This window comes from Pseudomonas sp. Pse1 (genome assembly GCF_024519635.1).
Classification (GTDB): Bacteria; Pseudomonadota; Gammaproteobacteria; order Pseudomonadales; family Pseudomonadaceae; genus Aquipseudomonas.
On record NZ_JALJRO010000001.1, the window covers coordinates 260,746 to 280,108 of the forward strand.

Below are 19,363 nucleotides of genomic sequence, written 5' to 3' on the forward strand. Positions count from 1 at the left end.
TTTTTTTTCAAACTCATCAAAGGATTTCAAGATGACTGTTCAACTCGTTATAGACAACATTGCGCAAGCCGCCTCGGACGGTAAAACCTACCAGCGCATCGATCCGGTCAGTGGCAACGTTGTCAGCACCGGCGCGGCGTGCAGCGTGGAAGATGCGCGACGCGTCGCTGCATCGTCCCAGCAAGCATTTAAAACATGGTCGAAAGTGGGGCCGACCGAGCGTCGTCGGCTACTGCTGGCAGCGGCTGATACGCTGGAAAGCAAGATGGAGCTTTTCTGCAGTGTCATGGCTGAAGAAATCGGCGCCTCTCGACTCTGGTCGCAGTTCAACGTCGGGGCTTCGGCCAATCTGCTTCGTGAAGCGGCATCGCTGACCACCCAAATCAAGGGCGAAACCCTTGCTACCGATAAGCCCGGCACGTTGTCAGTCACCTTGCGTCAGCCTGCCGGCACGGTGTTGAGCATTGCACCGTGGAATGGTCCGGTCATTCTTGGCACCCGGTCCATTGCCTACCCGTTGGCCTGCGGTAATACGGTTATTTTCAAAGGTTCAGAAAACAGCCCGCGCACTCATGAGCTGCTGGCCCAGGCGTTCTATGACGCAGGGTTCCCGGCTGGCGTGGTGAACTTTATTATTTCGGCGCCAGAAGATGCCGGCGCTGTAACTGAAGTGCTGATCGCTCACGATACGGTACGCCGGGTCAATTTCACCGGGTCGACCAACGTCGGCCGGATGATTGCCCAGACCAGCGCGAAGTACCTCAAGCGCTGTTTGCTCGAGCTGGGCGGGAAGGCACCGTTTATTGTGTTAGAGGACGCCGACCTCGAAGGCGCGGTCAACGCTGCCGTGTTTGGCGCATTTCTGTACCAAGGGCAAATCTGTATGTCGACCGAGCGCTTCGTGGTCGATGAGTCTGTCGCTGATGCTTTCGTGGCAAAGTTTGCTCAACGTATTCGAGACCTCGAACAGGGGAACCCGGTGCTTAATCCTGCCAGCGTAATCGGCCCGATGATTTCCCAAGGCTCGGTACAGCGCATCAATCAGTTGCTGGATGACGCCGTAGGGAAGGGGGCCACGATTGTGGTGGGAGGTCTGGCAGAGGAGGCGCAGATGGCGCCGACGCTGGTGGATCGAGTGTCATCGAAAATGGATATCTACGATGAAGAAACCTTTGGGCCCGTCACCACCGTGGTTCGGGTCAAAGGCGCGGAGCAGGCACTGGCAGTCGCTAACGATACGGCGTTCGGTCTGTCGTCAGCCATCTTCAGTCGCAATGTAAGCCTGGCCCTTGATCTGGCTGGCCGACTGGATGCCGGTTGCGTACACATCAACGGGGCAACGGTGCAAAACGAGCCTCAAGCCCCTTACGGTGGTATGAAGAACAGTGGCTACGGTCGATTCGACGGCAGCGCGGTGATAGAGGAATTCACTGAAGTGAAATGGGTCACGGTCGAACCTTCCGACCAGCCATATCCATTCTGATATCCAGATACGGGAACCGGCTCTGAGGAGCCGGTCTACCCAGGGTATGGATTAATGCCCTGCGGCCTCCGCAAATTTTTTCGGCGCTACAAACGCCGGTGCCAAGGTGGCGGACAGGCGATACTCGATGGTCGTCGCCAGCCACATTGAATAGGCCAGCAACTCTACTCCTTCCTCGACCGTCGTCTTGGCCAAGCGCTCGTAACCTTCGCCCAACACAAGATGCCAAAAGCTGCCCATGCCGAAAACGCGTGAAAACAGCAGCACGCCAAAGCCTGTAGCGAATGCTCCAAATGGGCGGGATTGTGTGAACGCAGCGAGGTCGGCCAATGTCTGTTTGCGGTTGGCTTTGCCCAAGGCCACCGTTACGCAGACGGTCGCGATGGCCAGGAACGGCACGCACCAGGCGCTATGACTGATGGGGTCGAACAAGCCATCCAGCTCTCGCATCAACAGGCAGGCAAAGAAACCGCCGGCCAGTGATTTGAATCCCGCATGACCTTTGCTCGTCGGCAGCGTCCAGAACAGTACGGCGATTATGAACAGCATCAACTCCTGGCTGATTTCGGTGAACGATATCTCGAGAATCTGAGTGTGAAAAACGGCGATGTCCAGCCAGAGCATCGCCAGTGAAAAGAAAACAAATCCGAATCTCAGCAACAATGAGAAAGAGGCCAGTTTCAACTCATGCAGAATAGGGTGCAAAACAGCTCCAAAGGGTTATGTATTTGAAATGGAAAGGTATTTGACGACAAATCGACGTCCTGTATGTATGGCATTTATGGATGAAGATTATCGATATATTCGATTTAACAGCATTAAGAGCTGCCCGCGATGCCGACGCATTGAGCACCGCAGAGCCTGTATTACTTGAAGGTTTTCTGAATCACGGAAACACCCAGCGCGATGCTGGCGATCACGATAATCACCCAGAAATACTCCATGCACGCGACCAGAGTTGCCTGCTGATGCAGGTTTTGACCCAGCGCCATTACCGATAATTGATTGGCAGGACCAGCGCCCATAGCGGGCGTGAGCGACTGTGCCAGTAACTGCGTGTTCGCTTGGTAAATCGGATCGGATGAACTGAAGTGCCCGTTCAGGTTGCTGTACTGCAGCGTCGTGCGCCATTGCAAAAATAAGGTGGCAACGGTTGTACCGAGCGCCATGGCGATCTGCCCGAGCATGCTTTTGATCTGATAGGCATGGGCAAACAAAGTGTCGTGATGCGTCACGTCGCGAAATGTCTGCATGGCGGCGGTCGCAAGCACCAACATCACAAAGCAGCCATTGAGTATCAGCGCGGGCAATATGTTCGCCCACATGTTTGCATCAGGGGTGAGCGATGACAAAAGCAGACCAAAGCTGATAAGCGCCGCAAACCCGGCCACAAAGAACTTTTTCGGCCCCGGATGCTTCGGTATGACAAAGGCCATTACGATCCACGTCAACAATGCACCGGCAAGACCAAACGCCTGGAATGTCCCGATCGTGTCCCACGAGTAGCCGAGGGCGGTTTGCAGGAAGTACGGCAAAATGTAGTTATTGCTGCCCAGAACGATGTACGTGAAGCAGAACAAGGCAACGCCGAGGATGTAGCGCGACTGCATCAAGTCTCTGACTTTGAGAAACGGTGTGTGCTTGGCATGCTCGGCATGGAAGAAGATGTAAACACCCAAAGCCGCCAGCAAAGCGAATGCCAGCAGAATCACTGTTTCGTTATAAAAGTCGTAGTAGGAACGCTGCAGCACATACAGCAGGAAGAAGGTGCTGACAGACAGCAGCAAGATGTTTCCTGGACTGGACGGCGAGCGCTCATCCTCCTCGATTGCCGTGTCAGGCAAGAACCTTGTACATAGACAACCGGCTACCACGCCCCCCGCCATCAGCAGCCAGAAGATGGCGTGCCAGGTATCTTCGACCACCACCAGCGATGACAGGAAAGGCGCCGCAGCCGTACCGCTGGCAAGCCCTGTGGCAAACACTTTGACGCCTACGAATCTCCCTGGTCCGGGAGGTAGAAGATTGACCATCAAGCGAGCGGACGTCATGAAGGACGCCCCTCCCAACGCCATGATCACGCGGCCAACGGTGAACGAAGTCAGATCATCGCTGACGCCGCATACAAAGGCGCCCACCACATAAATGCTGATCGAGCCCAACATGAAATTGCGCCAGCCGAGTCGCTCAACCAACCAGCGCTGTTTTGAAATAACCACCACGGCGATACATGCGTAAAGCGCGGCGACCAACGTAAACTCTTCAGGGCTGGCGTCTATTTCGCCGCGAATAGGCGCTGAGGCGAAAGCAATCATGCCGGCCTGAAGATATTCGAGCGCGCATAAAAGGCCGACGGCGACCAGCAAAGCGGCGTTTTTCCGATACATGAGCTGACTCGTCAAGGTTTCAACAGTTGGGAGGAGGGGCCGCGGTCTTCGTTGGCGCTGATTATTTGTTCGACGATGTCATTCGCATCCTTGAGTTCATTCTCAAAAATATCGGTGCTGTAAGCAGGTTGCGCAGGTGTCTTTTTATTGAGTCGCTCGCCGCTGGTATCGTTGGTATCAACCGACACCCGCATTGAGAGCCCCAAGCGCAATGGATTCGCGGCGATTTCGTCAGGACGTAGTGCGATACGGACCGGCACGCGCTGAGTGACTTTGATCCAGTTGCCCGTAGCGTTCTGTGCCGGCATCAACGAAAAAGCGCTGCCGGTCCCGGCATCCAGCCCTACGATGGTTCCGTGAAACATCACCTTGCGTGCATAGGCATCGGCGTGCAGTTCCACAGGTTGGCCGATCCGCAAGTCCTCGATCTGCGACTCTTTGAAGTTGGCGTTCACCCACACCTGATCGATCGGAACGACAGACATCAGAGCAACGCCCGGACTGATGCGCTGACCGACCTGCACACTGCGCTTGGTGATCAGGCCACTGACCGGCGAGTTGATCTGCGTGCGATGCAGGGAAATAAACGCATCACGCAGATTGGCCGCGGCCACCAGCACGTCGGGATGCGTTCGTAGCGTGGTGTTATCCACCATGGCCAGGCGCACTGCCAGGGCATGCCGCGTGCCGTCGAGCCCGGCGAGCGCGTTTTTCAGCACTTCCTCGGCGTGGCTGATCTCTTCCCGAGACACCGCGCCGCTTGCGGCAAGTTGACTGCGACGTCGAACGTCATCCCGAGCCTTGCGCACGTCGTTCTGCCGCTGACTGACCTCAGCTTCCAGTTGTTGCACCTGGTAATACTGGGTGCGCGCCTGTCTTACGGTACGGGCCAGGTTCGATTGAGTGCGTTGATACTGGATTTCGGCATCGACTGCGTTGAGCGTGACCAACGGAGAGTGGGCATCGATATGGTCGGTGTTATCGGCGCTGATGACGGTCACCGTTCCGCCGACCTGGGAAGTCACCTGCACGATATTACCGTCCACGTAGGCATCATCGGTGGACTCACTGCCAAGCCCCAGAAAATACCAGCTCGCCAGGACGCCCAAGAGCAGCACGATCGCGACAATCAGCAGCAGTTGCGGACGAAATGACTTGTATGGACGGGAGGCGTCAGAAGAAGAGGGTGTTGGGGAGGTCATGATTTATCAACTACGGTGGAATTTGCAGGGGAGGTGACAGGGAGTTCCGGGCGATAGCCACCGCCCAGTGCTCGGCTCAGGTTCGCTTGCAGCGACAGTGCGCGAGACTCCAGCGTCACCAGTTGGCGCTTCTGGGCCAGGGTCGCATTCTCCGTGGCCAGCACTTGCAGATAGGTTGCCAATCCTGCGCCGTAACGAAGGTTGACCAGATCGGAAGCGGCTTGCGCGGTATTGACCGCGTCCACTTGCTGCGCCATTCGCTCTTTCAGCCAACGCAGCGAAGACAACTGATCGGCAATATCGCGAAGCGCATCGACAACGGTCTGGTTGTAATTTTCAACGGCGAGGTCGTAAGCCGCGTTCTGTGCACTCAAATTGCCGCGCAAACGCCCACCCTCAAAGATGGGCAGACTGATAGCGGGCGACGCGCCCAGAATTCGGCTGCTGTGATCGTTGAAAGTGCTGAACGCAAGGCTTTGCAAACCCACGAAGGCTGTCAGATTCACATTGGGATAAAAGCGCGCTTTCGCGACTTCAATCTCATGCCCCGACGCCTCTACACGCCAGCGCTGAGCAACAACATCGGGGCGGTGTCCCACCAGTTCGGCCGGAATGTTGGTGGGCATCACCACGTTGTTGCTGGCTAGCAGGTGAGGGCGGGTGATCGATCTACCTCGATCAGGCCCCTGGCCCAACAAAGAGGCAAGCTTGTTCTGGTTCAGCTCGATCATTTCCTTCAAGGCTGCGATATTGGCGCGACTGGCGGGAAGCGATGCCTGTGATTGCTTGATATCGATCTGACTACCCAACTCAGCAGTGAATCGTTGTTGAGTGAGTTTTTCGATATCGATTTGCTGGTTCAACAAAGCCTGGGCTACGTCCAAATGCTCGTACGTATCCTGCAGGGCGATATACGTCTGTACAACGGCCGATGACAAAATCAATGATGCCGCGCGACTATCGACTTCAAGCGCCTTTCTGCGCCCAACAGCGGCTTCAACCGCTTCGCGGTTCTTTCCCCAGAAATCCAATTCGTAACCGACATTCAGCGTTGCCTGATCGACATTTTGCCAGGTGCCTTTAACCGGGGCAGGGGTTGTACCATTCGAACTGAATCGCTCACGGGTGGTGCTCGCTGATGCGTCGATATGCGGCAACAGCGATGCGCCTTCTATTGCTTCCAGCTCGCTCGCCTGGCGCACGCGAGCGGCAGCGGAGCGCAGCGTCGGGCTTTGTGCCAGCGCCTCCTCAACCAGATTATCCAGTTGCTTGTCGTTGAAGCTGCTCCACCAGGTTTGAGTTGGCCAAGCAGATGTTGAGAGAGTGACCCCGCTATCGGCTAAGGTTTCACTGGCGTTTCCGGGTTGTTGCAGGCTTGAGACTGGCTTCAAATCATTGAAGGAGCATCCGCTGAGCAGCACTACCAACGCCGCTACCGATAGTCGAGCGGCAAGGGGAAGCCCATAACGTGGGTGCGCTGACGCCTCGTTTTTACAACTGTTCATTACGTTTGTACTCTTACGGCAAATAGAAATCAGGCCAAAGACGGGGCAGGATTCAATAAAAACTGTCAGTGTCGTTATAGGCAAAAAAAGTGAATTAACGGGCTCTTAGCCCTTTAACGATTACGGAGACTGAATGGTCGATGTCATCCAGGTTATCGAGGTTCGCCGTTACCAAATGAAGCCACGACATACCGGTAAGTAGCGAGACTGCGCTTTCGACGGCTGGACCTTCAACGATGTCGCCCGACTCTACAGCGCGTGCAAAAATCTTTCTTAACGTACGCTCGCGACGTGGCAAAAACTCTTTTCTGAACTCCTCTAGAGCCTGCGGTTCGTGCTGTATCTCGGCAATCAGGCTACGCAATGTTTCGCCCGCACTTGAGGTCCGCCACCAACTCCAAAGGGAGCGGAGGTGAACGATCAAGTCTTTATTCAAATCTCCAGTGTCCGGTTGTGTCACGAAGGTCAGGGCGGTGCGTTCATAAACATCCCTGAGCAACGCGCTCTTGTTTTTCCACCACCGGTAGATCGTAGGCTTGCTCGAACCGGCCCGTTCCACCAGGGCATCCATAGTAAATGCTCGGTACCCACGCTCCTCGAGAATCGCTGCAGCAGCTTCAAGAATGGCTTCTGTGCTCTGAGGACTGCGAACAGCCCCGATGGAGGATCTGCTACGCAGCTTGACGGATTTCAGGTGATCTGGCTTGGAGTCCATATAGTGCTCTGATTGTTTTTGAGCGTGAAAACGTCAATAGAAACTGTTGGTATTTATATGTCCAAATATAATCCCGGTCAATAAAATAGGCGCGAATAAGGCATTCACAACATGAATAGTGACTATGGCTTTTTGTAATAACTCATCGAGCCCGTGACTGTTAGAGTGGCTGACTTATTGCAGTCGATATGCAATTTAACTTCTATCATATTTGTAGATCGGCGGTTGCTTCTTGGGATAGTAAGCTATGAGCGGCCGTTCAGTTTTATTGTATTTACAGTGCTTAGGAGGCGGGAGTGCAGACGCATTTAATTGACGCATTTAATTTTCTTGAGAGCGTAAACAAAACTATGGGGCAATGGATAGAGGACGCCGTGGCTAGCCAAAACCTGACACTCATGGACCTTAGAATTCTTGATAGCTTGGCGCAGGGCACTGCGCTGACAGCGGAGCAATGTAGTCAGAATTTGAATGCCATATCATCCAAAATCACACAAAGGATCGATAAACTCGAAAAGTCAGGCTTTGTGCAGCGTCGACGTGAGAAGCTAGATCGACGCAAAGTTATGTTGCAGTTAACTGATCAAGGTCTTGAAATTTATGATCTCGCACTGGCCACTCTGTTAGGTCGGTGGCAAAATTCATTAAGTAATGTCGGTGCGGACGTACTACAGATCACCGCACTTTTCGCCGGCTCGAACGTCGCACCTATTGCCAGGTTAGTTAAAACCTTACTCCAAAAAAATAGTTGAGCATCGACTTAAGAAAAATCTGCAAGCAACCGGAGATTTCATGCTCGACAGCAGATAGCTTTATAACTCAACTAAATAGATATTTAGTTGAGTTATAATATTAGAGAATAACAGCGGGGAGGGTACTGCAAACTTGAATCTCTAGCCTATCGTCAGCGTTAGAATTGTCAGAATTTCACTGCATTTGAGAGCTCAACGTGTCTGAAACGCCTGAAGAGCAGATTGATTTCGTTACCTTAGCGCACGCTTTCGCCGAAAAGTTTGCCGAAATAGCAAGTATAACGGCACCTATCATTGATGCTATGGCGAAGGTGATTCCTCAGTTTGCCTACGAAATCCGTGGTGATCTGTCGGAATATTTAGCAAAAAGGATGGTTCTTCGGCTGGTCGACAGCTTTAGAGGACTTGATGCCGTTGATTGAGCGCATTACAAGCCTCCCAGATGGTGAAATTGATCAGTGCATGGTTGATTACTATCGCGACAACTTTCAGGACTTTGTTGATCGTTTGTTGGCCAATAATCCTTCCAGGTCAACAGCGATTGGTGCTGCGGCAAGGGCTCATAGAGAGTTTGGTGCTGATGGGTTTTTCCTCTCAACACCGGTTTTTATTGCACAGGCTGATGGGCTGTTGGCCGAAACCCTGGGAGTAGAATCTCCGCTGAATCGAGATGGTAAAGGCCAAAATCGCTCCACAAAGGCAGGCCTGCACTTAAAAGAAAGGTTTGAATCTGATCAGGAGATCGCTTGATCTTCTTCATCCATTTTTTACGCTTCATGATTCTGATTTTCTAAAAAGCTCTGTGGCCCGAAGCCAATCATCCGGCTCCAGCGGGGTCTTTACTGCACTGAATCGTCACCAGGTGATGCACGGGGAATGTTCCGACTACGGAACTGAAGTGAATAGCTTGAAAGCGTTTTCGTTTCTGGTTTTTGTAGGTTTGCACCTGCAATCGATCTGCTCAGACCAGAACCTGTTGAGGTGAGCCTGGCTTCAAATCTGACCTCCAGAGCCCATGGGTTCCCCATACGACGCTTCGCATAATGTATATTATGTTAAATCATGTATTGGGTTAGGTATGTTCATGAGCTGTTGTCCGTCTTTCGTTCAGTCAATCTCGCTATAAACGTGTCTGGCATTCCCAACGCCGGCGTGTCGTGCAGGAAGCTGTAACGCACTTCAAAGCACCCCATAAATCTGCGCAACCACCCGCAACGTAGCTTCTTCAATAGAACCTTCATTCCGACACAACACCCACCCATTATCCGCAACCGCCCGCTCAAACGCACGGGTACAGGCGACATGCTCCTCCAGCGTATGAATTACCGTACTGCCCAACCCACGCCGACGCGCCGCTGCCCTTGCCCATGAAAGCTCAGGATCAGCGACCACCCCCACATGCAGATCTGGCACCCGCACGTTGCGTTCGAGGTTCAGTTGCAGAATCTCGGCGAACGGGATCAGCCGGCGGAACGCGGCCTCCGATGGGTACCAGCGATCGATCAGGATGATGCTGTCGAGCGGCTGTTTTGGCAGCACGTGTTGGGAGATCCAGGCACGGCTGTCGGCAAAACGTTCACAGACCTCCCGTTCCAGAGTCCGGCTGGGATTTCGCACCAGTTGGTTAACGAGGGCCATGGTTTCACCCCGCAAGGGATCACTTTTTTTCTCGCACAGGCGGATGACTTGTTTGTTGTCGGCCCGCAGTACTTGGGTCACGGCCTCCAACAACGTGGTTTTGCCGGCACCCTTGGGGCCATCCAGAGAAATGAACAGCGGACGATTCATGTGTCACACAACGATTAAATGGATCAGCACTCTACCTGATCGAAGCATCTGCCTCTCAGAGAACTAAAGTCATTGCTCTGAGCAAACTTCTAACCGCAGGAGGAGTCCTCTCTATGAGCGGGCAAGCATTGCGCCGCAACTCACTACAACAGCTCCCCACTAAGGAACGGTCATGACTTTTTTTATTTTCCTCCTGGCCTGCGGTGCCGCGGCCAGCACAGGTTTCTTTTTCAAACCAGGAGAGTGGTACGAATCCCTTGCCAAACCCGGCTTCACCCCTCCCGGCTGGGCGTTTCCGCTGGCCTGGTCGGTCATTTACCTGTTACTCGCCTGGGCTGGGTACCGGCTGAGTTTGATGCCCGGGAGCCAAGTGGTATTGGCTTTGTGGGCGGCGCAGATTGCGCTTAATACGCTCTGGACGCCGGTGTTCTTTGGCGCGCACCACATTTTCGCCAGTATGGTGATCCTCGTCGTGCTCTGGCTGGTGGTCGCGGCAATGGTGGTGATGGCCGTGCGGCTGGATCTGATCACGGGTTTGATCCTGTTTCCGTACCTGGCCTGGCTGTGCGTAGCCTGCGCCTTGAATTTTTCAATTCTGCGCAAGCACCACTCAAGCGCTTCGAATCGGAAACACGAGGCTGAAACAGGTGCCTGATTGACGGCTATCGACGGTGACTTGCCCGTCATGCAATTGCATGATTGAGCGAACAATTGCCAATCCCAGGCCTCCGGAGTCGTCTGGCTGATTGCGTGACGGGTCGCATCGATAGAAACGCTCAAACAGTCGCGGTAGGTGTTCCGCGGCAATGGGCTCGCCCTGGTTGTGAACAGAGACTGCGATGCCCTCTTCGCTTGCCATAGTGCTAATGATCACTTGCGCAGCGGGTGCCCCATAACGCAGCGCATTGGACAGCAGGTTAGCCAAGGCTCGACGGATTAAGACTGGATCAGCCTGCAATTCGCCCTGGGCCTGATTGATCAGCGTTACATCGCGCTCTTGCGCAACGCCTTCGAAGTACTCACAGAGTTGCTCAACCAGGTCATGGAGGTCGATGACCTGGCGATTCAAGGAGGCGTTTGAATGCTCGGTTCGGGCGAGAAACAACATACTGTCGATCATTCGCGCCAGTCGCTCGTACTCTTCCTGATTGGAAACCAGCAGGTTCTGGTAGTCCTCAATCGAGCGGCTGTACCTCAGGGTTTGCTGGGTATGCCCCATCAGATTGCTGAGTGGCGTGCGCATTTCGTGGGCGAGGTCTTCGGAAAAGCGGGACAGCTGGGCGAACCCATCTTCAAGGCGCGCGAGCATTTGGTTTAGCGCATTGCTGAGGGCTTGCAGCTCACTCAATTGATTGAATTCATTCAGCCGTAGATGCAAGTGTTGAACATCAATTGCAGCCGCGTGCTTGGCCAGCATCCGCACTGGCCGTAAGCCTCGCCGACTGACCCAGCCGCCGAGTACAAACGCCAACAGTGCGCCGACCGACATGGCGAACCAGAGTTTGAGTCGGTAAGCCGCCAGCATCTGTTCGCGCTCGCTCAACAACTTGCCAGCAATCAGGGTCAAGCCACGACCCTCCTGGTTGAGATCCTTCCACGCGAGTCGTACTGAAATCGACGAGTTACCGTCCCCCAGACGAGCCTGGGCAGTCGCAGGCAACTTGGGCAAGGACATGTCTACAGGGTTGATTTCGATCAGCACCTGACCGCTTTTATCAACAACCCACAGTAGATTGTCACTGTTGCCCAGCATGTTTTCGTAGAGTTTTGGCCGATTGCGCAGTTGCTCAATGCTTGCGCTGTCGTTAATCAAGGCTTGCACGCGCTCCAGGCGACCCAACAAGGCCTGATCGTCGCGCCAGGCAATTTCTCGCTCTAACGACTGATAAAGATAAAAGCCGATAGAGCCCAGCAACAGCACACTGACCAGCGCGAACATCACCGCCAGGCGCAGGCTCAGGGCATGGGGATAGAGTTTCAGGATTGCACCTCAAGCAGGTAACCGATACCACGCACCGTATGGATCAACTTGAGCGGGTAAGGATCGTCAACCTTGGCCCGCAGACGGCGAATGGCGACATCAACCACGTTGGTATCACTGTCAAAGTTCATGTTCCAGATCTGCGAGGCAATCAACGAGCGCGACAGCACCTCCCCTTCACGACTGACCAACAGATGCAGCAGGGCAAACTCCTTGTTGGTCAGGATCAAGCGTTCACCATTACGGGTGACCTTGCGTTGCAACAGATTCAGGCTCAGATCGGCAACCAAAAAATGCTCAACCTCACGCGGCGGACCACGGCGCAACAAAGTGCGTACGCGGGCCAGCAGTTCGGCATAAGAAAAGGGTTTCACCAGATAATCATCCGCCCCCAACTCCAGCCCTTTGACCCGGTCATCAACCGAATCCCGTGCGGTCAGAAACAGCACCGGGGTCTGCCACTTGCGCCGGATGACTGGCAGTAATTGCCAACCGTCCAGTCCCGGCAACATGACATCCAGAATGATCAGATCGAATTCACTCTCCTGCACCAGATGTTGGCCATCCAGCCCGTCGAGGGCGATCTCTACCGAATAGCCCGACTCAGTCAGGGCTTTTCGCAGGTAATCAGCCATTTTCGTTTCATCTTCAACCACCAGGATGCGCATTTTTTCCTCCAGGACTGGCGCATAGGCTAGCCCGGTTCGCTGATTTCTTTCATTACATGTTGGTAATCAAGGGGTAATCATCCTGAAGGGGTGGGCTGGGCATGATGCCGGGCAATGACGCCGACCGACCAAACCTGGGTCGTGGTGTGTCAGGCAAATCGCCTTCGCCGGCAAGCCGGCTCCTACGACAAGGAAAAAACATGGGTATCCGCCTACCGACTTCATGGCTGATCACGCTGGCAATGACCTCCGGATTCGCCGCTGCAGCCCCGGATCAAATTGCCCAGCGCAAGGACGTGTCACTGGCGCTGGCCAACGACTTGTTGACTGCCGCGCTCACCGCCTGCCACGCCGATGGCCGCACAGCCGTTGCCGCCGTGGTTGACCGCGGCGGCAATCTGGTTGCCGTGCAACGGGATGACGATGTCGGCCCGCATAACACCCTGGCGGCGCAACGCAAAGCCTATACCGCCCTGTCGACCAAAACCTCCACGCGGTTATTGGCAGAACGTGCTCGCGCCAATCCGGATGCGGAAAACCTCAACACCCTTGATGAGTTGTTACTCCTGGGTGGCGGAATGCCTTTGACGTTCGAGGGGCAAGTCATCGGCGCCATCGGAGTGGCCGGTGCCGGCGGCGCGGCAAACGACGAAGGCTGTGCAGTGGCTGCCATCAACAACGTCTTACCTTCCCTCAAGCACTAAGGATATCTCCATGACTGTATTGAAAAGCTTGTTCGCTGGCGCCGTATTGAGTGCCATTTCATCCCTTGCCCTGGCGGCAGCCAATCCGTTGAGTGTGCACGTCCTCAACTTGCAGGATGGCCTGCCCTCCCCTGGGGTCAATGTCACCCTGGAAAAACAGGAGGGGAAAAACTGGGACATGCTCAACAGCGCGGCCACCAACGAGCAAGGTCGCGTCACCGGACTCTATCCGGAAGGTCGGGATCTGGAGAAAGGCACCTACCGTGTCACCTTCAAAACCGGGGAATGGTTTAAGGCGCACAATACGTCCAGTTTCTTTCCTGAAGTACCGGTCATATTCGAGGTGGACGGCACCGTCCCGCACTACCACATCCCGTTGCTGCTCAGCCCTTATGGCTTTTCTACCTACCGAGGGAATTGAGGGTTAAGGAGGCATCCATTCTTGTGTGCAAAAAACTTATTGGTTGAAATAAACCTTCAACCGCTCCACCGCAAACGCCTCGAAACCGTCCAACGCATCACTCGCCACTGCCTGTTCCTTGCCGTTGAACTCCACCACCGGGACATAAAAACAGGCGTGTTTACTGATCTGGTCGTAGGGAATTTTCTGCTCGCCGACAAAAGGAAAGCCACAGCCCATTGCCAATAGTTGCAGCCGAACCACCTTGAGCTTTTGCCCGACCACCGAGGCTTCGCACATTTCCCAGTCGATGTTGCGCTTCTCCAGTTCGGCGGCCACCGTCTGGTTGCCCATGCGAATGAAATGCTCGGCCTCCATCGCGAAGTTGATGGGGTTGGTTGGCTCCGCGCAAACACTCGCTACTCGAGTGACCACAAACTCGCCACTGCCTTCAAGTTGTGCCGGGAACTGGCTCTTCTGGTTTTCAAATCCGGGATAGGTCGAGGGAAATGGCTCGGATGGCATCATTTCTTTGACGGTACGGCCTTGGGGCATTGCTGGTGTGGCGGCTGAAGGGGTCGCTGCGAGGCCCGCTGAAAAGGCGGCGCAGATCAGCGCAATGACGGTTTGGTGCTTCATGGTTGCAATCAAAATGGTTCTTCCCTGGAAGTCTGTCACTGAATCCGGACGCGTAATCTGAATCTCTGCCGCCCTGAATACAAGCCCCCACCTAGGCCGGAGTGACTTTCGATTGCTGCTGAACATAGGGACGGATGCGACAAAAGCAGAGTTCAGCGCTATTGATAAGAGGTACGGCAGATTCTTCGATCAGGCGCGACCACAACCTGCGAACGACCCTTGACCGTGAATTTGTGGTTTAACTAGATAGTTACCTATCTATATACTTACCGCCTCATTTCAACGGGACATTCAACGTGAAGCACAATCAACGCCTCTCGGGCGTAGCGAAATTCATCGTGATCGGGCTGGGGGTGATCATTGCCCTGCTCGGCCTGGCACTGGCGGCGGGCGGCGTGAAGCTGGTCAGCCTGGGCGGGTCCTGGTACTTCCTGGTGGGTGGTCTGGTGATGGCCGTGTCCGGCCTGCTGATCGCCCGCAGCAAGCCTGCCGGCGCCTGGTTGTTCGCCGCGTTCCTGCTGGGCACGGCGATCTGGGCGGTGAGCGATGCCGGACTGGTGTTCTGGCCGCTGTTCTCACGCCTGTTCATGTTCGGCGCGGTGGGCCTGGCGGTGACCCTGGTCTATCCCCTGCTCAAGCGCGCCAACGGTGAGGTGGGTGGTCGCGGTGCCTACGCCGTTGCGGCCGTATTGGCGATAGGCCTGGCGGTGGCTGCGGGCAATATGTTCGTCGCCCACCCCACTGTGGCTGCCACCGGCACCGGCCCGGGCCTGACGCCTGTCGAGCCGGCCAAGGCGCAGAAGGACTGGGCGCATTACGGCAATACCGAAGGCGGTAGCCGTTTCGCCGCGCTGGACCAGATCAATCGCGGCAATGTCGACAAGTTGCAAGTAGCCTGGACCTACCACACCGGTGACGTCGCCGAGAGCGATGGCAACGGTGCCGAAGACCAGCTCACCCCGCTGCAGATCGGCAACAAGGTGTTCATCTGCACCCCGCACAACAACCTCATCGCCCTCGATGCCGACACCGGCAAAGAGCTCTGGAAAAACTCGATCAACGCCCAGTCGAAAGTCTGGCAGCGCTGCCGTGGCATGGCTTACTTCGATGCCACCCAGCCGATTGTCCAGCCGAGCAACTCGACCATCATCGAGCCTCAACCGGCGGCGGCCGCCAACTGCCAGCGACGCTTGCTGACCAACACCATCGACGCCCGACTGATCGCGGTCGATGCCGACACCGGCGAGTTCTGCCGGGGTTTCGGCAACAACGGCCAGGTCGATCTCAAGGCCGGTCTGGGTGATGTGCCGGACAGCTACTACCAGTTGTCTTCCGCGCCGCTGATGGCCGGTACCACGGTAGTGGTCGGCGGTCGTGTCGCCGACAACGTGCAGGCCGACATGCCTGGCGGCGTGATCCGTGGTTTCGACGTGATCACCGGCGCCCAGCGTTGGGCGTTCGATCCGGGCAACCCCCAGGATCGCAATTCACCGGCCGAAGGCAGCACCTATGTACGCAGCACCCCGAACAGCTGGGCGCCGATGTCCTATGACCCGGCGACCAACACCGTGTTCCTGCCGATGGGCAGCTCGTCCACCGACATCTACGGTGTGGAACGCAGCAAGCTCGATCACACCTACGGCGCCTCGATCCTCGCGCTGGATGCCAGCAGCGGTGAAGAACGCTGGGTGTACCAGACCGTGCACAACGATCTCTGGGACTTCGACCTGCCGATGCAGCCGAGCCTGATCGACTTCACCAAGGACGGCAAAACCGTGCCGGCGCTGGTCATCGGCACCAAGGCCGGGCAGATCTACGTGCTCGACCGCGCCACCGGCAAGCCGCTGACCGAGGTCAAGGAAGTACCGGTCAAGGCAGCCAATATCCCCAACGAGCCCTACTCGCCGACCCAGCCAAAATCGGTGGGTATGCCGCAGATCGGCGCCCAGCACCTGAGCGAATCGGACATGTGGGGCGCGACCCCGTATGACCAACTGCTGTGCCGCATCGACTTCAAGGGCATGCGCTACGACGGCCTGTACACTGCGCCGGGCACCGATAAATCCCTGAGTTTCCCGGGTTCCCTGGGCGGGATGAACTGGGGCAGCATCTCCACCGACCCGGTGCACGGCTTCATCTTCGTCAACGACATGCGCCTGGGCCTGTGGATCCAGATGATTCCATCGCAGAACAAAGGCCAGGCGGCTGGCGGTGGCGAAGCGTTGAATACCGGGATGGGCGCGGTGCCGCTCAAGGGCACGCCGTATGCGGTGAACAAAAACCGCTTCCTTTCGGTGGCCGGCATTCCTTGCCAGGCACCGCCGTTCGGCACCCTGACCGCGATCGACATGAAGACTCAAAAGGTCGCCTGGCAAGTGCCGGTGGGCACCGTTGAAGACACCGGTCCCCTGGGCATCCGCATGCACCTGCCAATCAAGGTTGGCCTGCCGACCCTCGGCGGCACCCTGTCGACCCAGGGTGGCCTGATCTTCATCGCCGGGACCCAGGACTTCTACCTGCGTGCCTTTAATAGCGGCAATGGCGAAGAAGTGTGGAAAGCCCGCCTGCCGGTGGGCAGCCAGGGCGGCCCGATGACCTACGTCTCGCCGAAGACCGGCAAGCAGTACGTCGTGATCACCGCCGGTGGCGCACGTCAGTCAACCGATCGCGGTGACTATGTGATGGCTTACGCCCTGCCGTAAGCCGCTGTGCCCGCCTGGCTGGCGGGCATCCTCTGTGCAATCTGCGCGGCACCTGCGGGTGCCGCGTTGCGTTGCGCTATCGCTGAAGATTGGATCTGGAAGATTTTCATGTTTTTCGCTGTTCGCTTTTCGACTACAGGCCTGCTGATTGGCCTGACCTGCACCACCGCCCTGCCCGCTTTTGCCGGCAACGATTCACGCAGCACCCTGAGCGGTGACTGGGGCGGCCTGCGCCACCAGATGGAGGAAGATGGCCTCACATTGACTGGCGACTACAGCGGCGAAACCGCCTATAACGCCGATGGCGGCCTGCACCGTTCGGCGCGCTATTCACAGAACATCAAGCTCGGCGCCAGGTTCGACCTGGACAGACTGTATGGCCTGGACAACGCCGGCAAGGTCCAGTTGACCATCAACGACCGCCGCGGCCAAAGCGCTTCCGAGGACCTGGTGGGCAACCGCTTGCCGATCCAGGAGAACTACGGTGGCCTCTACACTCGCCTGACCGAACTCAGTTATGAACGCAATCTGTTGACCCCGGCGCTTAACGTGAAACTGGGTTACATGGCGATGGGTAACGACCTCGGCGGCCTCGACAGCGGCATCCTCTGCAACTTCATGAACGCCGGTTTCTGCGGGCATCCGCTGAACATGTCCGGTGGCAGCGGCTGGACCAACTACCCCAATGCCCACCTGGGCGTGCGGGTCAAATACGACCTGTCGCCTGCCTGGCAGTTGCGTGTCGCAGCCTTCAATGTCGACCCCGAAAGCAACGGCAACTCCAGCCGCGCCTGGCACCTGGGGCCCAAGCACACCACCGGTACCGTGGTCCCCATCGAACTGGTGTACAAGCGCACCGGCGAATTGCCCGGCGAATACAAAGTCGGCTACTACTACGACAGCTCAGAGGCCAAACGCATCGGCAGTGATGGCGAGGTCTCTGGCCGTGGCGGCCATTACCTGCTGGTGGATCAAGCCCTGTGGCGCTCGCCAGCATCCAGCGGCCGCAGCCTGCATGCTTTCGGTCAGTACTCGGCAGCCAGCGAGGCGGCCTCGCCGTTCAGCAAGTGGTACGGTACCGGCCTGGTGCTGTACCAACCATTCGCCAGCCGCCCCCGGGATACCCTCGCTTTGGGCTATGGCCGCGCCGTGCCCAATCCACGCAGCCGCGATGTCCAGCAAGACACCGCGCTGGCTAACGGCACGGCGTTCCCCGACCTGGACAGCGCCGAACAACTGATCGAACTGGGCTATGGCTACCAGGCTACCTCCTGGCTGACCCTTCGCCCGAACCTGCAGTACATCATCGAGCCGGGGGCGTTTTCCGGGCAGGACATCGATAATGCACTGGTGTTTGGACTGCAGGTGAAAGCGGCGCTGTAAGCCCCCTGTAGGAGCCAGCTTGCTGGCGAATGCGCTGTCTCAGCCGGCAAGGAGGTTGAATGTGCCGGCCCTATCGCTGCGATGCGGCGACCCGACAAGCCCGCTCCCACAGATTTTTGGCCTCCCAAAAAAATCACTTCAACTGGGCAAGCAATGCCTTGGCCACCGCTTCGGAGCTGGCGGGATTCTGGCCGGTGATCAGTTTGTCGTCTTCAACCACGAAGGGTGCCCAATCGGCGCTCTTCTCGTAAACCCCTCCCAGTCGCTGGAACTCGTCTTCGATCAAAAACGGCACCACATCGGTCAACTGCACTGCGGCCTCCTCGCCATTGGTGAAACCGGTGACCCGGCGCCCCTTGATCAGCGGCTCGCCATCCGCCGCCCGTACGTGGCGCAGCGCCCCCGGCGCGTGGCAGACGAAACCGATGGGCTTGCCCGCGCGCTCGAAGGACTCGATCAGGTCGATGGAGGTCTGCGACTCGGCCAAATCCCACAGAGGACCATGCCCACCTGGGTAAAACACCGTGTCGAAGTCCATCGCATTAACCGTATCGAGCTTGACGGTCGTGGCCAACGCCTGCTGGGCGGCAGCATCAGCGTTGAAGCGACGGGTCATTTCGGTTTGGAAATCAGGTAACTCACTCTTCGGATCCAGGGGCGGCTGGCCGCCAGCCGGCGACGCAAGCACCACTTCGGCACCGGCATCCTTGAACACGTAGTAAGGCGCGGCGAACTCTTCAAGCCAGAATCCGGTTTTCAATCCGGTGTCACCCAGTTGGTCGTGGGAGGTGAGAACCATCAGCACTTTCATGGGGTGTTCCTCTTGGTTGGCTATTGCTCGACGGTGGTGTCGAGACACTCGAACCGGTAGACAGTCACCGTGGCTGAACGCTCACGATTTTTTTCGCGAGTAGGCGCGCTCCTACAGAGAACGGCGGACTGCCCAAATCATCCAGCCAGGCTGAAGCCTTCGGACATTGTCGGGGGCACTGGGCTGCGAGACTATCGATTCCCCCTACCGGGCGATGCCCCGCTATCATGCCCCGCCAAAATG

At 56.5% G+C, this 19,363-nt stretch carries 19 protein-coding genes; 9 read left to right on the top strand and 10 right to left on the bottom strand.

The features are described 5' to 3' along the window. The first annotated feature begins 31 nt into the window (after positions 1–31). Positions 32–1,483 carry an aldehyde dehydrogenase gene (locus tag NR126_RS01180; protein WP_256829490.1) on the top strand — a complete coding sequence of 484 codons (1,452 nt, stop codon included), beginning with the start codon at positions 32–34 and terminating at the stop codon, positions 1,481–1,483. 51 nt (positions 1,484–1,534) lie between these two features. Here NR126_RS01180 and NR126_RS01185 read toward each other — a convergent pair whose 3' ends face one another. The 5 genes from NR126_RS01185 to NR126_RS01205 form a co-directional block, all read right to left on the bottom strand. Further along, positions 1,535–2,188, bottom strand: coding sequence for a hypothetical protein (locus NR126_RS01185; RefSeq protein ID WP_256829491.1), 654 nt, complete (start codon positions 2,186–2,188; stop codon positions 1,535–1,537). A 161-nt stretch (positions 2,189–2,349) separates the two neighbouring features. Further along, complete coding sequence (locus NR126_RS01190) at positions 2,350–3,870, bottom strand: MFS transporter (RefSeq protein WP_256829492.1); 1,521 nt, start codon at positions 3,868–3,870, stop codon at positions 2,350–2,352. An 11-nt stretch (positions 3,871–3,881) separates the two neighbouring features. Further along, complete coding sequence (locus NR126_RS01195) at positions 3,882–5,072, bottom strand: efflux RND transporter periplasmic adaptor subunit (RefSeq protein ID WP_256829493.1); 1,191 nt, start codon at positions 5,070–5,072, stop codon at positions 3,882–3,884. Beyond that, entirely contained in the window at positions 5,069–6,577 is a 1,509-nt protein-coding gene (locus tag NR126_RS01200; protein WP_256829494.1) for an efflux transporter outer membrane subunit, read from the bottom strand. Before NR126_RS01200 ends, NR126_RS01195 begins: the two co-directional genes overlap by 4 nt. A 94-nt stretch (positions 6,578–6,671) precedes the next feature. Continuing rightward, positions 6,672–7,292 (bottom strand): TetR/AcrR family transcriptional regulator, encoded by a 621-nt coding sequence (locus tag NR126_RS01205; RefSeq protein ID WP_256829495.1) that lies wholly within the window; start codon positions 7,290–7,292, stop codon positions 6,672–6,674. Between the two features lie 296 nt (positions 7,293–7,588). On the opposite strand from NR126_RS01205, the gene NR126_RS01210 reads away from it, so the two are divergent. The 3 genes from NR126_RS01210 (at position 7,589) to NR126_RS01220 (ending at position 8,794) form a co-directional block, all read left to right on the top strand. Beyond that, positions 7,589–8,044 carry a MarR family transcriptional regulator gene (locus tag NR126_RS01210; protein WP_256829496.1) on the top strand — a complete coding sequence of 152 codons (456 nt, stop codon included), beginning with the start codon at positions 7,589–7,591 and terminating at the stop codon, positions 8,042–8,044. 197 nt (positions 8,045–8,241) lie between these two features. Continuing rightward, entirely contained in the window at positions 8,242–8,466 is a 225-nt protein-coding gene (locus tag NR126_RS01215) for a hypothetical protein (protein WP_256829497.1), read from the top strand. After that, positions 8,453–8,794, top strand: coding sequence for a hypothetical protein (locus tag NR126_RS01220; protein ID WP_256829498.1), 342 nt, complete (start codon positions 8,453–8,455; stop codon positions 8,792–8,794). Before NR126_RS01215 ends, NR126_RS01220 begins: the two co-directional genes overlap by 14 nt. 429 nt (positions 8,795–9,223) lie before the next feature. Here the strand turns inward: NR126_RS01220 and NR126_RS01225 are convergent, their stop codons facing one another. Further along, positions 9,224–9,832: a dTMP kinase gene (locus NR126_RS01225; RefSeq protein WP_256829499.1), complete on the bottom strand. Its 609-nt coding sequence runs from the start codon at positions 9,830–9,832 to the stop codon at positions 9,224–9,226. 172 nt (positions 9,833–10,004) lie between these two features. On the opposite strand from NR126_RS01225, the gene NR126_RS01230 reads away from it, so the two are divergent. Beyond that, positions 10,005–10,487 carry a TspO/MBR family protein gene (locus NR126_RS01230; protein WP_051550535.1) on the top strand — a complete coding sequence of 161 codons (483 nt, stop codon included), beginning with the start codon at positions 10,005–10,007 and terminating at the stop codon, positions 10,485–10,487. Here the strand turns inward: NR126_RS01230 and NR126_RS01235 are convergent. Together NR126_RS01235 and NR126_RS01240 are read right to left on the bottom strand one after the other, a co-directional pair. After that, a complete protein-coding gene (locus tag NR126_RS01235) occupies positions 10,443–11,813 on the bottom strand; it encodes a heavy metal sensor histidine kinase (RefSeq protein WP_256829637.1) in 1,371 nt (456 codons plus the stop codon). The two genes, NR126_RS01230 and NR126_RS01235, sit on opposite strands and share 45 nt — an antisense overlap. After that, a complete protein-coding gene (locus NR126_RS01240; RefSeq protein WP_256829500.1) occupies positions 11,810–12,481 on the bottom strand; it encodes a heavy metal response regulator transcription factor in 672 nt (223 codons plus the stop codon). Before NR126_RS01240 ends, NR126_RS01235 begins: the two co-directional genes overlap by 4 nt. 200 nt (positions 12,482–12,681) lie before the next feature. Here NR126_RS01240 and NR126_RS01245 point away from each other — a divergent pair, with 200 nt between their 5' ends. Both NR126_RS01245 and uraH read left to right on the top strand, forming a co-directional pair. Then, positions 12,682–13,185, top strand: coding sequence for a heme-binding protein (locus NR126_RS01245; RefSeq protein WP_256829501.1), 504 nt, complete (start codon positions 12,682–12,684; stop codon positions 13,183–13,185). A gap of 10 nt (positions 13,186–13,195) precedes the next feature. Continuing rightward, positions 13,196–13,606 (top strand): hydroxyisourate hydrolase, encoded by a 411-nt coding sequence (gene uraH / locus NR126_RS01250; protein WP_027618851.1) that lies wholly within the window; start codon positions 13,196–13,198, stop codon positions 13,604–13,606. 36 nt (positions 13,607–13,642) lie between these two features. On the opposite strand, the gene NR126_RS01255 is transcribed toward uraH, so the two are convergent. Then, positions 13,643–14,224 carry a hypothetical protein gene (locus NR126_RS01255; protein WP_027618850.1) on the bottom strand — a complete coding sequence of 194 codons (582 nt, stop codon included), beginning with the start codon at positions 14,222–14,224 and terminating at the stop codon, positions 13,643–13,645. Positions 14,225–14,520: 296 nt separating this feature from the next. On the opposite strand from NR126_RS01255, the gene NR126_RS01260 reads away from it, so the two are divergent. Together NR126_RS01260 and NR126_RS01265 are read left to right on the top strand one after the other, a co-directional pair. Further along, positions 14,521–16,926, top strand: coding sequence for a glucose/quinate/shikimate family membrane-bound PQQ-dependent dehydrogenase (locus NR126_RS01260; RefSeq protein ID WP_256829502.1), 2,406 nt, complete (start codon positions 14,521–14,523; stop codon positions 16,924–16,926). Positions 16,927–17,034: 108 nt separating this feature from the next. Then, positions 17,035–18,309 (top strand): carbohydrate porin, encoded by a 1,275-nt coding sequence (locus NR126_RS01265; protein ID WP_256829503.1) that lies wholly within the window; start codon positions 17,035–17,037, stop codon positions 18,307–18,309. A gap of 133 nt (positions 18,310–18,442) precedes the next feature. Here NR126_RS01265 and NR126_RS01270 read toward each other — a convergent pair whose 3' ends face one another. Beyond that, positions 18,443–19,120, bottom strand: coding sequence for a type 1 glutamine amidotransferase domain-containing protein (locus tag NR126_RS01270; protein ID WP_256829504.1), 678 nt, complete (start codon positions 19,118–19,120; stop codon positions 18,443–18,445). Positions 19,121–19,363: the final 243 nt, after the last annotated feature.